The organism is Pseudoxanthomonas suwonensis 11-1 (assembly GCF_000185965.1).
GTDB lineage: Bacteria > Pseudomonadota > Gammaproteobacteria > Xanthomonadales > Xanthomonadaceae > Pseudoxanthomonas > Pseudoxanthomonas suwonensis_A.
In genome coordinates this window covers 172,666-189,126 of sequence record NC_014924.1, presented here as the reverse complement: position 1 = coordinate 189,126, position 16,461 = coordinate 172,666, and the positions used below count along the sequence as shown (strand labels likewise).

Below are 16,461 nucleotides of genomic sequence, written 5' to 3'. Positions count from 1 at the left end.
ACAGGGGCGCCACCGGAAAGTTCAGGTTCTTCAATGGTTTGACGCATGGATTTCATGTGTCTAAGGTAGCCCGCGGTGGGCCGCATTCCGGGGTCCCGTGAAGGAATCCGTCCATGCCCCTGACCGACCACGGCCGCGCGCGAAAGCAGCAGTTCCACGACCGGCTCGGAATCCTCCATCACCGGACCCTCGGCCACAAGTTGAAGGAGCGCTTCCCGGCCGCCTTCAATACCCAGTGGACCCGACGCCACTGGGTCCATGCCAGCCTCTTCGCCACCCTTGGCGCCCTGGTCGCCACCATCGTCCCCGGTTTCTCCGCGCAGCTGGAGCCGCAGCCGAAGCTGCACGCCACCCTGCCGTTGAGCCTGCCCCCTCTGACCGTGCATGCGCCGACCGCGGCCCAGCCCGGCCACCAGTGGGAAGTGGTCCAGATCCAGCGCGGCCAGACCCTGGGTGCTCTGTTCGAGTCGATGGGCGTGTCGACCCAGGTGATGCACCAGATCCTCGAGCAGCCCGGCAACCGCGAGCCGCTCACCCGCCTGCGCGCCGGCGCCGAGCTGGCCTTCGCCCTCGACGACGACGGCCAGCTGCACGGCTTCCGCTTCGACCGCAGCCCGAGCGAGCGGGTCGAGCTGACCCTGGCCGGCGGCAAGATCCACGAAAAGGTGCTCGAGCGCGCCACCACCACCCGGGTGGCGGTGACCAGCGCCGAGATCGAGCATTCGCTCTACGCCGCGGGCCGCAAGGCCGGCCTGAGCCCGGCCTCGATCGCGGTGATGACCGACGAGATCTTCAAGTACGACATCGACTTCAAGGACGTCCAGCGCGGCGACCGCTTCAGCGCGGTGGTCGAGGAAGTCTGGCGCGAGGGCGAGCGCATCGGCGGCGGCCGCATCCTGGCGGCGAGCTTCACCACCGGCGGCAAGACCTATACCGGCCTGCGCTTCGAGCAGGACGGCAAGGTCGGCTACTACACCCCGGAAGGGCGGCCGCTGAAGAAGAGCTTCATCCGCATGCCGATCCCGTACGCACGCCTGTCCTCGAGCTTCGGCGCGCGCCGCCACCCGGTGCTGGGCAAGATGCGCATGCACAAGGGCGTGGACTACGCCGCCGGCACCGGCACCCCGATCATGGCCGCCGGCGACGCCAGGGTGCAGTTCGTCGGCCAGCAGCGCGGCTACGGCAACGTGGTGATCCTCGACCACGGCAAGGGCCACACCACCCTGTACGCGCACATGTCGCGCTTCGGCAAGGTCCGCCAGGGCCAGACGGTGTCGCAGGGCACGGTGATCGGCTACGTCGGCTCCACCGGCCTGGCCACCGGCCCGCACCTGCATTACGAATTCCGGGTCAACGGCCAGCACCGCAACCCGCTGTCGGTGACCATGCCGCCGCCGGAGCCGCTCAAGGGCCCTGCCCTGGCCGCGTTCCGTGCCCAGGTCGCCCCGACCCTGGCGCGCATCGAGTCGATGGAAAAGCTGCTCTACGCCAGCACCGGCACGCCCTCCGGCAAGCGCGGCTGAGGCCGCGCCCGCGCCTACAATGGCGCGCATGTCCCGACTCTTCCTTGGCCTGATCTCAGGCACCAGCGCCGACGGCATCGACGCGGCGCTGGTCGAACTGCCCGACCACCCCGGAACCACCGGCCTGCGCCTGGTTGCCGCCCGCGTCCATCCCTGGGACGAGGCGCTGCGCGCGCGCCTGGTCGCGCTCGGCCAGGGCGGTGAGCCGGACTCGCTGGACGAGCTGGGCCGGCTGGACGTGCAGGTCGGCGAGGCCTTCGCCGGCGCTGCACTGGCGCTGCTGGAACAGGCCGCGGTCGCGCCTGCCCAGGTCGCCGCGATCGGCTCGCACGGCCAGACCATCCGCCACCGCCCGCACGGGCCGGTACCCTTCACCCTGCAGATCGGCGACGGCGCGGTGATCGCCGAGCGCACCGGCATCGCCACCGCCTGCGACTTCCGCCGCCGCGACGTTGCCGCCGGTGGCCAGGGCGCGCCGCTGGTTCCCGCCTTCCATGCCGCCCTGCTGCACTCGGCTGCCGAGGACCGCGCCGTCCTCAACCTCGGCGGCATCGGCAACTACACCCTGCTGCCGCGCGGGGGCGCGGTCCGCGGCTTCGACACCGGCCCGGCCAATGCCCTGCTGGATGCCTGGTGCCAGCGCCACACCGGCGCCGCGTTCGATGCCGATGGCGCCTTCGCCGCCTCCGGCAATGTCGACCAGGCGCTGCTGCAGCGCTTGCTCGACGAGCCCTGGTTCGTCCAGCCGCCGCCCAAGAGCACCGGGCGCGAGCAGTTCCATCTGGACTGGGTCGAGGCCCGCCTGCGCGGCGACGAGCCACCGGCCGACGTCCAGGCCACCCTGCTCGAACTGACCGCGGCGACCGCGGCCGAGGCGCTGCTGGCGCACCAGCCCGGCACCGCGCGGGTGATCGTGTGCGGCGGTGGCGTGCGCAACCCGGAATTGATGGCGCGCCTGGCGGCGCGACTGCCCGGCGTGGTGGTGGAATCCACCGCGGCGCATGGGTTGGACCCGGATTACGTGGAAGCCATGGCCTTCGCCTGGCTGGCGCGCGAGACCCTGACCGCACGCCCGGGCAACCTGCCGGCCGTGACCGGCGCGCGCGGGCCGCGCGTGCTGGGCGTGGTACATCCGGCCTGAGCACGCGCCGGCAGGCGCGGCCCGGCCACCAACCGAGAGGAGACGGGGATGCGGATGCGACTGCGGAGCAAGGCATGGCTGGCGGCACTGGCCTGCGCGCTGGCAGTGCCGGCATGGGCGACGGCGGACCAGGCCGATCCGGTGCATGACGGCGCCCCGGCGGCAGGGCCGTTGCTGGTGCTGCATGGCGGCGCCGGGGTCGAACGCGCCAGCCTGCCTCCAGCCGAGGAGGCCGCCGCCCGGGAGGCCCTGGCCACGGCGCTGCGGGCCGGCCATGCCGTGCTGCGCGAGGGCGGTTCGGCGCTGGACGCGGTGACCGCCGCGATCGCGGTGCTGGAGGATGCGCCGCAGTTCAACGCCGGCCGCGGCGCGGTGTTCACCCACGAGGGCCGCAACGAGCTGGACGCCGCGATCATGGACGGCGCCAGCGGCCGTGCCGGCGCCATCGCCGGCGTGCGCCGGGTGCGCAACCCGATCCGCCTGGCGCGCACGGTGATGGAGGACTCACCGCACGTGATGCTGGTCGGCGAAGGCGCCGAGACCTTCGCCGGCGAGCGCGGCATCGAGCTGGTCGACCCGTCCTGGTTCCGCACCGAGAAGCGCTGGCAGCAGCTGCAGGATGCGCTGGCGCGCGAGCGTGGCCAGGCCAGTGCGGGTCCTGCCCCGGCGCATCCCTACTTCGGTACCGTTGGCGCGGTCGCGCTGGACAGCTCCGGCCAGCTGGCCGCCGGCACCTCTACCGGCGGCATGACCAACAAGCGCTGGGGCCGGGTCGGCGACGCCCCACTGGTCGGCGCCGGCACCTGGGCCGATGCGCGCTGCGCGGTGTCGGGTACCGGCTGGGGCGAGTTCTACATCCGCGCCGCCGCCGCGCATGAGATCTGCGCGCGCGTGCGCCTGGCCGGGCAGCCGCTGGCCACGGCGGCCGAGGCGGTGATCAACCGCGAGATCCCCGCTGCCGGCGGCAACGGTGGCGCCATCGTGCTTGGCGCGGACGGCAGCATCGCCCTGCCGTTCAACACCGGCGGCATGTACCGGGGATGGATCGGCGCCGACGGGGTGCCGCACGTGGCGGTGTTCGACGAGCCACTGCCCTTGCCCTGAGCCGCTCAGGCGCGGCCCAGCAGGCGCTGGTACCGCGCCAGGTCGGGTGCGGAGTAGCAGCAGAACAGCACCTCGCGCACCACCTGGGCCGGAAACGCCGCGGCGGTGGCCAGCGCGACCGGCGCCGCCAGGTCCGGCGGATAGCCGTACACGCCGGTGCTGATCGAGGGAAAGGCGAGCGTGGCGCAAGCGTGTGCCTCGGCCAGGACCAGGCTGTTGCGGTAGCACGCCGCCAGCAGTGCCCGCTCACCGGCGTCGCCGCCCTGCCAGACCGGGCCCACGGTGTGGATCACATGCCGTGCCGGCAGGCGGTGGCCGCCGGTGATCCTGGCCTCGCCGGTGGGGCAGCCGCCCAGCGCACGGCATTCCTCCAGCAACCCGGGGCCGGCGGCGCGGTGGATCGCGCCGTCCACGCCACCGCCGCCAAGCAGCGAGCGGTTGGCGGCATTGACGATTGCATCCACCGCCAGGGTGGTGATGTCGGCCTGCACCGCCCGCATCCGCATGGTCATCGGGATCGCTCCGTTCGCGCCTTGGGCCCTGTCACCCGTCCAGGCAAGCCTGCCACCGCCGTGGTGCACATGCGCTGGCGCGCCGTGCTGGAGCCGGGGCCCGGGCCCCGGGGCGGTGACGCAATGTTCCACGGACCGCGCCTTCCCGGCCGGCAGCCGGGTCTAGAATCCGTCCCGACCTGCGCTCCCCCCGGGACCCCGCCACAGCCGGCAGTCCCCGCGCCCGAGAGCCCTCCCCCCGATGGAAAAACAACGCCACATCCTGCTGGCCCACTTGGGTCGTTCCCTGCTGCTGGCACTGGTCATGGCCACCCCGGTCGCCCTCCTGTACGCGGACATCCACGTGCTGGGCGACGCCGTGGGCGAATGGTCGCTGGTCGAACTGACCCAGCTCGGCTTCCTGCTTGCCACCGTGCTGGCCTTCGTCCGCCTGGCCCGCGCCCGCGCGGAGGAGCGCGGCTTCGCCGTGCTCGCCGCCGGGTTTTTCGCCTGCATGCTGATCCGCGAACTGGACGCGGTCTGGGACCTGCTGTTCCACGGCCTGTGGTCGATCCTGGTCGCCGCCGTGGCCACGGCCTGCCTGGGTCATGCCCTGCGCCAGCGCGAGGCCACCCTGGCCGCGACCGCGCGCTTCCTGGTCTCGCGGTCGGCGGCGGTGATGACCATCGGCCTGGTCCTGCTGCTGGTCTATTCGCGCCTGTTCGGCATGACCAGCCTGTGGCACGGCCTGCTGGCCGGGAACTACGTGCGCGTGTTCAAGAACGCGGCCGAGGAATGCACCGAGCTGCTTGGCTACAGCCTGGCCATGGCCGCCGCGCTGACCTATGTCGCGCAGAGCGTCCGCGAGCGCCGCAAGGCCCTGGCCCGGCATCCGCGTGGCCAGTCCGCCACCGCACTGCCGGACGCCCGGGGCGGCGTGCGCCGCGAGGCGACCCGCCACTGAGCAGGCACCGGCCGCGACCCGGCGCCCCGGCCACGTGCCGCGGCTAGAAGCCGCGGCCCGCCGGCAGTTCCTTGAGCGCGGCGATGGCTTCGGCCAGCGCCTCCACCTCGGGATTCTCGAAGCCGCTGCGGACTTCCTCCTCGGCCGAGAACAGGCCCTGCTCGATCAGCCGCAGCGCGGTCTCGCGCAGGCCCCAGCCGCGCGCCAGGGCGACACGCTGGATGCGTTCGGCCAGGATCGGGTCGATGTCGCGCAGCACCAGGTCGGGCATGGACGGCAGGGTCGGGAAGTGCGGCCGACAGAGTGCCATGGCCCACGCCACCCCGGGTCAACGCGCCGACGGACGTAGTCTCAGCGCGGTGGAGCGGCAGCCGCCTCGCGGATCCGCGGCCACAGCCAGGCCAGCAGCGCCAGGGTGGGGATCACGGTCAGTGCCGACAGCACGAAGAACGTGGCGTACGAGGTGGCCTCGACCACGTAGCCGGACACGCCGCCGGCGAACTTGCCCGGCAGGTTGGCCAGCGACACCAGCAGCGCGAACTGGGTGGCGGTGAAGTTGCGGTCGGTCAGCGAGGACATGAACGCCACCAGCACCGTGCCGGCGAAGCCCTGGGCCACGTTGTCGGCGGTGATCGCCGCGTAGAACGCCCAGATCTGCGACGGGTACTGGCTCATCAGCAGGAACGCCAGGTTGGACAGGGCCACGCCCAGCGCCGCCACGAACAGCATCTTCCTGAAACCGAACGCAGCCACGCACAGGCCACCGAGGAAGGCGCCGCCGATGCCGGCCCAGATGCCGTAGAGCTTGGACACCGTGGCGATGTCGGCCTTGGTGTAGCCGCTGTCCAGGTAGAACGGCCCCGCCATCACCCCGATCACCTGGTCGGGGAACTTGAACAGGCCCACGAACAGCAGCAGCACCAGGCCCAGGGCCAGGCCGTTGTTGGCGAAGTAGCTGGAGAAGGGCTGCCAGAACGCGCCGAGGAAATCGATCCGGCGGGTGATGGTCGACTCCGGGGCATCCGGCTCGCGCGACAGCAGGGTCGCCAGCACCGGGGCCAGCATCAGCGCGGCCATCGCCAGGTAGGCCATGGTCCAGCCACCGAATTCGGCCAGGTACAGCGCACCGGCGCCGCCGAGGATCAGGCCGATGCGGTAGCCGAGGGTGTAGGTCGCCGCCAGCGCGGCCTGGGCTTGCGCCGGCGCGACCTCGATGCGGTAGGCGTCCACCACCGAATCCTGGGTGGCGCCGGCGAAGGAGGTGAACAGCACCCAGCCCACCAGCGGGCCCACGCCCAGCTCAGGCCGGGTGAAGGCCAGCGCGGCCAGGCCGGCGGCCACGCCCAGCTGCGCGGCCAGCAGCCACGAGCGGCGCCGGCCGAGCAGCCCCAGCGGCGCGAACACGTAGCGGTCGATCAGCGGCGCCCACAGGAACTTCAGCAGGTAGAAGAAGCTGGCGAGGCTGATCAGGCCGATGCTCCCCAGGTCCAGGCCGCCGTCGCGCAGGCGGGTGGACAGGGTCATCGAGGCGATCGGCAGGAACGGCAGGCCGCAGCCGAAGCCGAGCAGGGCCAGGGTCAGCGCCGAAGGCGTGCCGAAGGCGCGGCGGATGCCGGCCCAGCCCTTGTAGCGCGGCGGCTCGCCGGCGGCGGGCGCACTCACGGCAGGCTGCCTTCGTAATCGACGGTGAACGGGGCGTGGTCGGAGAAGCGCTGCTCGCGGTAGATCGAGCAGCCGCGCAGGCGCGACCCCAGGCCCGGGGTCACGAACTGGTAGTCGATCCGCCAGCCCACGTTGTTGGCGCGCGCCGCGCCGCGGTTGCTCCACCAGGTGTAGTCCTCGCCCTGCGGATGCAGCGCGCGGTAGGCGTCGACCCAGCCGCCGGGCCGCGGCGGGGTGCCATCGCTGCCCTCGTCCGGGCCGATCATGCCGTTGAGCCAGGCGCGCTCCGGCGGCAGGCAGCCGGAGTTCTTCTGGTTGGAGGTCCAGTTCCTGATGTCCTTGCGGCAACGGACGATGTTCCAGTCGCCGCACAGCACGTACTCGCGGCCGCTGGCCAGCCACTCGTCGAGCACCGGCTTCAGCCACTCCATGATCTGGAACTTGTAGCCCTGGCGCAGCTCGCCGGAGGAGCCGGAGGGGATGTAGAAGGAGACCACGCTGAGGTTGCCGAAGCGCGCCTCGATGTAGCGGCCCTCGTCGTCGAAGTCCGGCCGGCCCAGCACCGTGCGCACCTCGTCCGGCTCGCGCCGGGCGTAGATCGCCACGCCGCTGTAGCCCTTCTTGGTGGTGGCGTCGCGGTAGAAGCAGTGGTGGCCGTCCGGGCGGAAGCAGGCATCGGCCAGCTGGTGTTCCTGCGACTTGGTCTCCTGCAGGCAGACCACGTCGGCGTCCTGCTGGCCCAGCCAGTCGAAGAAACCCTTGCTGGAGGCCGAGCGGATGCCGTTGGCGTTGAAGCTGATGATGCGCATGGGGGACGTGCCGGAAAAACAGGCCGACAGCCTAACCAATCGCGCCCGGTGGCGCTGCCCCGCTGTACCGTCCTGCGCGCGCCGGGGGCCGCCGCGGCCGTATCCTATGCCGACGTCCCCCCCTGTTGCGATCCCGATGTCCGACCACCGCACCCGCTTCCTGCAGCTGGCCCTGGATGCCGACGCCCTGCGCTTCGGCGAGTTCACCCTCAAGTCCGGCCGGGTATCGCCCTACTTCTTCAACGCCGGCCGCTTCGACCGCGGTGCCGCGCTGGCCGCGCTGGCGTCCTGCTACGCCGACGCGATCGACGCCTCGGGAGTCGGATTCGACCTGCTGTTCGGCCCGGCCTACAAGGGCATCCCGCTGGCCACCGCGCTGGCCTGCGAGTACGCGCGCCGCGGCCGCGACCTGCCGCTGGCGTTCAACCGCAAGGAAGCCAAGGCCCACGGCGAGGGTGGCAGCCTGATCGGCGCGCCGCTGGCCGGACGCAAGGTGCTGGTGGTGGACGACGTGATCACCGCCGGCACCGCCATCCGCGAGGCGCTGGGCATCATCACCGCCGCCGGCGGCACCGTGGCCGGGATCGTGGTCGCGCTGGACCGCCAGGAGATCGCCGGCGACTCCGACCGCCGTTCGGCGGCGCAGGCGGTGGCGGCCGAGGCCGGGGTGCCGGTGCTGGCCGTGGCCGGCCTGTCGGACCTGCTTGCATTCGCCGCCGGAAACGACACACTGGCGGCGTACCACGCGCCGCTGCTGGCCTACCGGGCCCGTTACGGCTGTGACCAGACGGGCTGACTGACAGCGCAGGGGGCTGCCGTGATGCCGCATTACACCAGGCCGTTGGCGATGATCGCCGCGGCGCTCGTGCTGTTGCCGGCGACGGTGGTGGCGCAGAAGGGCAAGCCGCCGGAAAAGGGCGCGAAGAAGCTCTATTGCTGGGACCAGGACGGGCAGCGCGTCTGCGCCGATGCCCTGCCCTCGGAAGCGGCCGGCAGGAAGCGCGAGGAGATCAGCGCCCGCAGCGGCATGCGCACCGCCGAGGTCCAGGGCGAACTGACGCCCGAGGAACGTGCCGCCCAGGCCGAGGAAGAGTCGCGCAAGCGCCTGGAGGCGATGGCCGAGGAGAGCCGCCGCCTGACCGAGCAGGCCCTGCTGTCGACCTTCGACAGCGAGGACGACCTGCGCCGGGTGTTCGCCGAGCGCGTCACCCTGGTCGACAACAGCATCGAGACCGCGCGCTACAACATCACCAGCCTGCGCGAGGGCCTGGTGAGCCTGCTGCGCACGGCCGCCGAGCGCGAACTGTCCGGGCAGAAGGTGCCGGACAAGCTGGCCGCCGACATCCGCCAGCGCCACGCCCAGCTGCTCTACCACCAGCTGCTGCAGCGCAATTTCGAGCGCCAGCGCGCCGCGCTGGGCGAGGAGATCGAGTCGACCCTCGAGCGCTACCGCGCGCTCAAGGGCACGCCGGCCGGACGCGACGCGGCGGCCACGCAGTAAGGCCGTTCGTCCGCGCGCCGCCAGCGGCGGCGCGCGGTCCCGTCAGAACGACAGGGTCTTGCCTGGCAGCAGCGGCTGCAGCTGGGTACGGAACAACGTGCGGATGCGGGCAAGTGCCTGCTCGTCGTCGGCCTCGAAGCGCAGCACCAGCACCGGCGTGGTGTTGGAGGCGCGCAGCAGGCCCCAGCCGTCGTTCCAGTCCGCGCGCAGGCCGTCGATCGTGGTCAGGCGCGCGCCGGCGAACGGCGATTCCTCGGCCTGGGCGGCGGCGGTGAACGCCTCCACCAGCGCGTGCGGGTCCTCGCCGTCCTCCAGCGGGACCTTGATCTCCGGGGTGGAGACGCTGTCCGGCAGCGCGTCCAGCACTTCCGACGGCGACTCGAAGTGGCCGGCGAGGATCTCCAGCAGGCGCGCGGCGGCGTAGAGGCCGTCGTCGAAGCCGTACCAGCGTTCCTTGAAGAAGAAGTGGCCGCTCATCTCGCCGGCCAGCTCGGCCTCGGTCTCGCGCATCTTGGCCTTGATCAGCGAGTGCCCGGTCTTCCACATCTGCGGGCTGCCGCCGTGGCGCAGGATGTAGTCCGCCAGGCGCCCGGTGCACTTGACGTCGTAGATGACCATCGCGCCCGGGTTGCGCTGCAGGACGTCGGCCGCGTACAGCATCAGCAGGCGGTCGGCGTAGACGATGCGGCCCTCGCGGGTGACCACGCCCAGGCGGTCGCCGTCGCCGTCGAAGGCCACGCCCAGGTCGGCGTCGAACTGGCGCACGGTCTGGATGAGGTCCTCGAGGTTGTGCGGCTCGCTCGGGTCGGGGTGGTGGTTGGGGAAGCTGCCGTCGACCTCGCAGTACAGCGGCACCACCTCGGCGCCGATGGCCTCCAGCAGGCGCGGCGCGATGTCGCCGGCGACGCCGTTGCCGGCGTCGGCCACCACCTTGAGCGGGCGCTCCAGCTGCACGTCGTCGGCGATCCGGCGGATGTAGTCCTCGGCCACGTCCTGGGTGGTGTAGCTGCCGGGCTGGTCGCTGCGCAGGCGGCCGTCGCGGATGCGCGCGTACAGGTCGACGATGGCCTCGCCGGACAGGGTGCGCCCGCCGACCACGATCTTGAAGCCGTTGTAGTCCGGCGGGTTGTGGCTGCCGGTCACCGCCACGCCGCTGCCGGCGCGCAGGTGGTAGGCGGCGAAGTACACCACCGGGGTCGGCGCCATGCCGATGTCGATCACGTTGCGGCCAGACTTGCGCAGGCCCTCCACCAGGCCCTCGACCAGCTCCGGGCCGGACAGGCGGCCGTCACGGCCGACCACGATGTCGACCAGGCCTTCCTCGGCCATCACCGTGCCGATCGCCTGGCCGATGTAGGAGGCGACCTTCGGGTCGAGCTGCGGGCCGACCACCCCGCGGATGTCGTAGGCGCGGAAGATGCCCGGATCCAGCACGAGGTCCTCCGGCGGCGGCGCGGAGGTGGTGGCGGTGGTACGCACCGGCTGCGGCGCGTTCTGCGCCTCCATCTCCAGGGTCTGGCTGAAGGTCGGGGCGTCGTCGCCGGCCTCGGCGCGGCGCGGGCGGGCACGGCCCAGGCTCGGCATGCGGCCGATGCCCACCAGCAGCAGCACCAGCACGCCCAGGCCCAGGACCGCGGCACCGGCCAGGCACGGGATCGCGCCCAGGCCGAACGGTCCGCTGGCGGCATAGGGCACGGCCGCGGCCGCGCGCAGGCCTTCGTCGCCGATCGGGCGCGACAGCACGTCGGCGCTGCTGGCCAGGCCGGCGTCGCCGCGCTGGGCGACGTTGTAGCTGCCCTGGCGCAGGGCCAGGTAGCTGCCGTCCGGGACCGGCGCGGCTTCCAGCGGCACGGTCAGCAGCGTCAGCGGCATGCGCACGTAGGCCACCGCCTGGACGTCGCCCAGCTGGACCGGGGCGGCCACGCCGAGGGCCACCTTCTTGCCGTCCCGCACCACCGCGGCGGTCGCCGAGCCAGTGGTCAGCGCACGCTGCAGCAGGGCCAGGCGGGCATAGCCGAAGTTGGCGGCATCGGCGTGGGCGGCGGCCAGGTCGCCGCGCAGCACCTGCGCGGCCTCGGCCTGCTTCCAGCCCTCCGCCAGGGCGGCGGACGCGGCCCCGGCATCGCCGGACTGCAGCGCCGCGGCCACCTCCTCGCGCTGCAGCTGCCTGCCCAGCGCCCTGGCCTGTTCGGCAACGGCGGCGGCGGTGTCCTTGACCATCCGGTCGCGGGCGCGCTCCAGCCCGGCCAGGCGCTGGTCCGCCTGCCACTGGGCCACGCCGCTCCAGGCGAACCACGCCGCCAGCAGGACCAGCACGCCCGCAAGCACGAGCGCGCCGCGGCGGGCCTGCGCCCTCGCCGGACGATTCGCGTCCTCTTCCTTCATCCCCGCCCCCTGTCTACTTGACGCCGGTATGGCCGAAGCCGCCCTCTCCCCGGGCGCTGGCCGCGAATGTATCAACCACCTTCAGTTCTGCACGCACGATTGGTGCCAACACCAGCTGGGCGATGCGGTCGCCCGGCTCGATGGTGAAGGCCTCGCGACCGCGGTTCCAGGTGCTGATCAGCAGCGGCCCCTGGTAATCGGCGTCGATCAGGCCGGTGCCGTTGCCCAGCACGATGCCATGGCGGTGGCCCAGCCCGGAACGCGGCAGGACCAGGGCGCACAGGCCCGGGTCGCCGATATGGATCGACAGGCCGCTGGGGACCAGCGCGGCGTCGCCGGGCTGCAGCACCAGCGGGGTCTCGATCGCCGCGCGCAGGTCCATGCCGGCGCTGGAGCCGGTGGCATAGGCCGGCAGCGGCCAGCTGTCGCCGAAGCGCGGGTCCAGCAGCTTCACCTCCAGCACGTGGGAGGCGCTCATGCGCGCAGCCTCTCGGCCACCAGCGCGACCAGGCCGTCGGCCAGCTCGAGCTTGGGCGCGGAGGGGAAGTCGCGCTCGCCACCGGGCCAGAACGCGGTCATGGCGTTGGTATCGCTCTCGAAGCCGGCGCCGGGCACGCCGACGCGGTTGGCCACGATCAGGTCCAGGCGCTTGGAGGCCAGTTTCTGCCGCGCGTAGTCGGCGACGTTGTCGGTCTCGGCGGCGAAGCCGACCACCAGCTTGAGCCCGGCGTCCTCGCGCGCGGCGACCTCGGCCAGGATGTCCGGGGTGCGTACCAGGTCCAGGGCCAACACCTCGCCGGTGCCGGTCTTCTTGATCTTGCTGGGCGAGAACGCGCGCGGCGTGTAGTCGGCCACCGCGGCGGCGCCGATGTAGATGTCGGCCGGCAGCGCGGCGGACACCGCCTCGCGCATCTGCGCGGCCGAGCGCACGTCGACCCGCTGCACGCAGGCCGGGGTCGGCAGCTGCACCGGGCCGGCGACCAGCACCACCTCGGCGCCGGCGCGCGCGGCGCTGGCGGCCACGGCGAAGCCCATCTTGCCGCTGCTGCGGTTGCCCAGGTAGCGCACGGGGTCCAGGTCCTCGTAGGTGGGGCCGGCGGTAACCACCACCTTGAGCCCCCGCAGCAGGCCCGGCGTGGCGGGCGCGGCCGGGGCCGCGGCGGCACTGCCGGCCAGCGCGGCGACGATCGCATCGGGCTCGGCCAGGCGGCCGGGACCGGACTCGCCCTCGGCCAGCGGACCGTCGTCCGGGCCGACCACCTGCACGCCGCGCGAGCGCAACAGCTCGACGTTGGCGACGGTGGCCGGGTGCTTCCACATGCGGTGGTTCATCGCCGGGGCGACCGCCAGCGGCGCCTCGGTGGCCAGGCAAAGGGTGGTGACCAGGTCGTCGGCCATGCCGTGGGCCAGGCGGGCGAGCAGGTCGGCGGTGGCCGGGGCCACGACCACGCGGTCGGCCCAGCGCGCCAGTTCGAGGTGGCCCATGGCCTGCTCGGCGGCGGTATCCCACAGCGACGTGCGGGCCGGATGCCCGGACAGGGCCTGGAAGCTCAGCGGGGTGACGAACTGCTGGGCGCCGGCGGTCATCGCGACCTGCACCTCGGCACCGGCGTCGCGCAGGCGGCGCACCAGTTCCAGCGACTTGTAGGCGGCGATCCCGCCACCCACGCACAACAGGATCCGCTGTCCCGCCAGGGCGGCGGTGGCCGAAGCAGTCACTTGGGAAATTCCTGACCTTGAAAGGGCACCAAGCTTACTCCAAGCCTCCCCTTTCCCTGATTCCCGGGCGTGCCCGCGACCGGCACCCTAGGGCATATGCGCATCCGCGAATGGCCCGCCACCGAACGTCCCCGCGAGAAGCTGCTGGCACGCGGCGCCGCGGCCCTGTCCGACGCCGAACTGCTGGCGATCTTCCTCGGTTCCGGCCTGCAGGGCCGCGACGCGGTGGAAACCGCGCGCGGGCTGCTGGCCGCCCATGGCCCGTTGCGCGCCCTGCTGGACCGGCCGGCGCATGCCCTGGCCAGGCTCCCGGGGCTGGGTCCGGCACGGGCCTGCGCCCTGGCCGCCGCACTGGAACTGGGCAACCGCCACCTGGCCGCCGCCCTGGAACGCGGCGAGGCGCTGACCGACCCGGCCACCGCCGGGCGCTACTTCGCCCGCCGCCTGCGGCCGCGCCCGCACGAGGTGTTCGCGGCCCTGTTCCTGGACAACCGGCACCGTGCGCTGGCCTTCGAGGAGCTGTTCAACGGCACCATCGACGGCGCCGAGGTCCACCCGCGAGAGGTCGTGCGTCGGGCCCTGGCCCACAACGCGGCCGCGGTGATCGTGGGCCACAACCATCCTTCAGGCAGTCCGGATCCATCGGCCGCCGACCGCGCCGTGACCGCCCGGCTGAAGCAGGCCCTGGCCCTGGTCGAGGTGCGCCTGCTGGACCATTTCGTGGTCGGCGACGGCGAGCCGGTATCGATGGCCGCGCGCGGGCTGGTGTGAGCGCCGCGGCGCGGGCCTGCGCCCCCGGCCGCGGGTATTGCCCGGTAGAGCTCGGTAGAGTGGAACGCCCCAGGCCCGGAGGTGCCGCCATGGCCCGCCATATCGCCCTGCTGCGCGCGGTCAACGTCGGCGGCACCGGCAAGCTGCCGATGGCCGAACTGGTCGCCATGTGCCAGGCCGAGGGCTTCACCGGGGTACGCACGGTGCTGGCCAGCGGCAACGTGGTGTTCGACAGCGATGCCAGCCCGGCCAAGGTCAAGGCGGCGCTGGAGCGGCGCCTGCTGGGCTACGCCGGCAAGCCGGTCGGTGTGCTGGTCCGCAGCCCGGCGGAAATGGCCGCGGTGCTGGCTGCCAATCCCTTCCCCGGCGAACCGGGCAACCGCACGGTGGCGATCTTCCTCGACGGGCCGCCGCCGGCCGGCGCGCTGGACGCGGTCCGCCACCAGCGCGACGAGCGCCTGGCCCTGGGCCTGCGCGAGATCTACGTCGCCTACGGTTCGGGCATGGCCGATTCGAAACTGGTGGTCCCGGCCGCTTCCGCTGGCACCGCGCGGAACATGAACACCGTGGCCCGGCTGGTGGCCCTGGCCCAGGGCGCCTGAAGCGATCGCGGCCCCGCCCCGGGTCCGGCCCGCCCGGCCGCGGCGGACCGGGTAAAATGGCCGACCAAACCGCACAAACGGTCCCCCGTGAAGATCCTTCTCAAGGCCCTGGTCAACCAGGGTATCGAAGCCCTGCGCGTCGCCGGCAAGCTGCCCGCGGACGCCCCCACGCCCGATTTCGTGATCGAGCGCCCGAAGACCCGCGAGCACGGCGACTTCGCCACCAATGCCGCGATGCTGCTGGCCAAGGCCGCGCGCACCAATCCGCGTGCGGTCGCCCAGGCGCTGGTCGAAGCCATGCCGGCCAGCGACGACGTCGCCAGGGCCGAGATCGCCGGGCCGGGCTTCATCAACTTCCACCTCGCCGCCGGTGCCTGGCAGCGCGAGGTCGCGGGGGTGCTGCGCCACGGCGGCGAGTACGGCCGCAACACCACCGGCCAGGGCCGCACCGCGGGCGTGGAGTACGTCTCGGCCAACCCGACCGGCCCGCTGCACGTGGGCCACGGCCGCGCCGCCGCGATCGGCGACTGCATCGCCCGCGTGCTCGACGCCAACGGCTGGAAGGTCAAGCGCGAGTTCTACTACAACGACGCCGGCGTCCAGATCGAGAACCTGGCCCGCTCCACCCAGGCGCGCCTGCGCGGGCTCAAGCCCGGCGACGCCGAGTGGCCGGCGGAGGCCTACAACGGCGACTACATCCAGGACGTGGCCGACGCCTACCTGCGCGGCGACACCGTGGAGATCGAGGGCCACGCGGTCACCGCCAGCGGCGACGTCGAGGACATCGACTCCATCCGCCGCTTCGCGGTGGCCTACCTGCGCAACGAGCAGAACCAGGACCTGGCCGCGTTCGGCGTCGAGTTCGACATCTATTTCCTGGAGAGCTCGCTGTACCGCGACGGCAAGGTCGAGGAGACCGTGCGCGAGCTGGGCGCCAAGGGCCACACCTACGAGGAAGGCGGCGCGCTGTGGCTGCGCAGCACCGACTTCGGTGACGACAAGGACCGCGTCATGCGCAAGTCCGACGGCACCTACACCTACTTCGTGCCGGACGTGGCCTACCACCTGAGCAAGTGGCAGCGCGGCTACGAGCGCGCGATCACCGAGCTGGGCGCCGACCACCACGGCTCGCTGGCGCGCGTGCGCGCCGGCCTGCAGGCGCTGGACGTGGGCATCCCCAAGGGCTGGCCCGAGTACGTGCTGCACCAGATGGTCACGGTGATGCGCGGCGGCGAGGAAGTGAAGCTGTCCAAGCGCGCCGGCTCCTACCTGACCCTGCGCGACCTGATCGAGGAAGCCGGCCGCGATGCCACCCGCTGGTTCCTGATCGCGCGCAAGCCCGATTCGCAGCTGGTGTTCGACATCGACCTGGCGCGCCAGCAGAGCAACGACAACCCGGTGTTCTACGTGCAGTACGCCCACGCTCGCGTGGCCGCGCTGTTCCGCCAGGGCGCCGAGAAGGGCTATGCGTTCGACCAGGCCAACGGCCTGGCCAACCTCGCCCGCCTGGACGATGACGGCTCGCTGACGCTGGTCGTGGAACTGTCGCGTTACCCGGAAGTGGTCGAGGCGGCCGGACAGTCGCTGGAACCCCACCTGGTGGCCCAGTACCTGCGCGAGCTGGCCTATGCTTTCCACACCTGGTACGCGAACACGCCGGTGCTGGTCGAGGAGCCCGCCCTGCGCGACGCGCGCCTGGCCCTGGCCCAGGCCGTGCAGCAGGTGCTGGCCAACGGCCTGGGCCTGCTCGGCGTGAGCGCGCCGGAGCGCATGTAAGCCACCAGGCAGC

General features: G+C 72.6%; 16 protein-coding genes. 9 read left to right on the top strand and 7 right to left on the bottom strand.

Annotation, left to right across the window (positions count from 1 at the left end):
- Positions 1-113: 113 nt before the first annotated feature.
- Genes PSESU_RS00835 through PSESU_RS00825 form a run of 3 tightly spaced genes read left to right on the top strand, consistent with a single transcriptional unit; the run spans position 114 to position 3,768 of the window.
- A complete protein-coding gene (locus PSESU_RS00835; protein ID WP_013533859.1) occupies positions 114-1,523 on the top strand; it encodes a peptidoglycan DD-metalloendopeptidase family protein in 1,410 nt (469 codons plus the stop codon).
- A gap of 19 nt (positions 1,524-1,542) precedes the next feature.
- On the top strand, positions 1,543-2,664 hold the full coding sequence (locus PSESU_RS00830) for an anhydro-N-acetylmuramic acid kinase (RefSeq protein WP_013533858.1): 1,122 nt from the start codon (positions 1,543-1,545) through the stop codon (positions 2,662-2,664).
- A 48-nt stretch (positions 2,665-2,712) separates the two neighbouring features.
- Positions 2,713-3,768, top strand: coding sequence for an isoaspartyl peptidase/L-asparaginase family protein (locus PSESU_RS00825; RefSeq protein WP_013533857.1), 1,056 nt, complete (start codon positions 2,713-2,715; stop codon positions 3,766-3,768).
- 5 nt (positions 3,769-3,773) lie between these two features.
- Here the strand turns inward: PSESU_RS00825 and PSESU_RS00820 are convergent, their stop codons facing one another.
- The gene (locus tag PSESU_RS00820; RefSeq protein WP_203415181.1) at positions 3,774-4,274 is read right to left on the bottom strand and encodes an O-acetyl-ADP-ribose deacetylase; all 501 of its coding nucleotides are present in this window, start codon (positions 4,272-4,274) and stop codon (positions 3,774-3,776) included.
- A 247-nt stretch (positions 4,275-4,521) separates the two neighbouring features.
- Here PSESU_RS00820 and PSESU_RS00815 point away from each other — a divergent pair, with 247 nt between their 5' ends.
- The gene (locus tag PSESU_RS00815) at positions 4,522-5,223 is read left to right on the top strand and encodes a hypothetical protein (protein ID WP_013533855.1); all 702 of its coding nucleotides are present in this window, start codon (positions 4,522-4,524) and stop codon (positions 5,221-5,223) included.
- Between the two features lie 43 nt (positions 5,224-5,266).
- On the opposite strand, the gene PSESU_RS00810 is transcribed toward PSESU_RS00815, so the two are convergent.
- The 3 genes from PSESU_RS00810 to PSESU_RS00800 all read right to left on the bottom strand — a co-directional run bounded on the left by PSESU_RS00810 (position 5,267) and on the right by PSESU_RS00800 (position 7,694).
- Positions 5,267-5,494: a hypothetical protein gene (locus tag PSESU_RS00810; RefSeq protein ID WP_041763710.1), complete on the bottom strand. Its 228-nt coding sequence runs from the start codon at positions 5,492-5,494 to the stop codon at positions 5,267-5,269.
- 80 nt (positions 5,495-5,574) lie between these two features.
- Positions 5,575-6,885: an AmpG family muropeptide MFS transporter gene (locus PSESU_RS00805; RefSeq protein WP_013533853.1), complete on the bottom strand. Its 1,311-nt coding sequence runs from the start codon at positions 6,883-6,885 to the stop codon at positions 5,575-5,577.
- Positions 6,882-7,694, bottom strand: a complete 813-nt coding sequence (locus tag PSESU_RS00800; protein ID WP_013533852.1) for an exodeoxyribonuclease III — start codon at positions 7,692-7,694, stop codon at positions 6,882-6,884. The genes PSESU_RS00805 and PSESU_RS00800 overlap by 4 nt, the downstream gene beginning before the upstream one ends.
- A gap of 136 nt (positions 7,695-7,830) precedes the next feature.
- Between PSESU_RS00800 and pyrE the strand changes: the two genes are divergently transcribed.
- A complete protein-coding gene (gene pyrE, locus PSESU_RS00795) occupies positions 7,831-8,490 on the top strand; it encodes an orotate phosphoribosyltransferase (protein ID WP_013533851.1) in 660 nt (219 codons plus the stop codon).
- A gap of 24 nt (positions 8,491-8,514) precedes the next feature.
- Complete coding sequence (locus PSESU_RS00790; RefSeq protein ID WP_233275243.1) at positions 8,515-9,195, top strand: hypothetical protein; 681 nt, start codon at positions 8,515-8,517, stop codon at positions 9,193-9,195.
- Between the two features lie 42 nt (positions 9,196-9,237).
- Here PSESU_RS00790 and PSESU_RS00785 read toward each other — a convergent pair whose 3' ends face one another.
- Genes PSESU_RS00785 through coaBC form a run of 3 tightly spaced genes read right to left on the bottom strand, consistent with a single transcriptional unit; the run spans position 9,238 to position 13,299 of the window.
- Positions 9,238-11,580 (bottom strand): phosphomannomutase/phosphoglucomutase, encoded by a 2,343-nt coding sequence (locus PSESU_RS00785; protein ID WP_013533849.1) that lies wholly within the window; start codon positions 11,578-11,580, stop codon positions 9,238-9,240.
- A gap of 13 nt (positions 11,581-11,593) precedes the next feature.
- Positions 11,594-12,058 carry a dUTP diphosphatase gene (gene dut, locus PSESU_RS00780; protein ID WP_013533848.1) on the bottom strand — a complete coding sequence of 155 codons (465 nt, stop codon included), beginning with the start codon at positions 12,056-12,058 and terminating at the stop codon, positions 11,594-11,596.
- Positions 12,055-13,299, bottom strand: coding sequence for a bifunctional phosphopantothenoylcysteine decarboxylase/phosphopantothenate--cysteine ligase CoaBC (gene coaBC / locus PSESU_RS00775; protein ID WP_013533847.1), 1,245 nt, complete (start codon positions 13,297-13,299; stop codon positions 12,055-12,057). The genes dut and coaBC overlap by 4 nt, the downstream gene beginning before the upstream one ends.
- A gap of 96 nt (positions 13,300-13,395) precedes the next feature.
- Between coaBC and radC the strand changes: the two genes are divergently transcribed.
- From radC to argS, 3 genes are all read left to right on the top strand, one after another.
- Positions 13,396-14,070 carry a RadC family protein gene (radC, locus tag PSESU_RS00770; RefSeq protein ID WP_013533846.1) on the top strand — a complete coding sequence of 225 codons (675 nt, stop codon included), beginning with the start codon at positions 13,396-13,398 and terminating at the stop codon, positions 14,068-14,070.
- Between the two features lie 89 nt (positions 14,071-14,159).
- The gene (locus tag PSESU_RS00765) at positions 14,160-14,672 is read left to right on the top strand and encodes a DUF1697 domain-containing protein (protein ID WP_013533845.1); all 513 of its coding nucleotides are present in this window, start codon (positions 14,160-14,162) and stop codon (positions 14,670-14,672) included.
- Positions 14,673-14,759: 87 nt separating this feature from the next.
- A complete protein-coding gene (gene argS / locus PSESU_RS00760; protein WP_013533844.1) occupies positions 14,760-16,448 on the top strand; it encodes an arginine--tRNA ligase in 1,689 nt (562 codons plus the stop codon).
- Positions 16,449-16,461: the final 13 nt, after the last annotated feature.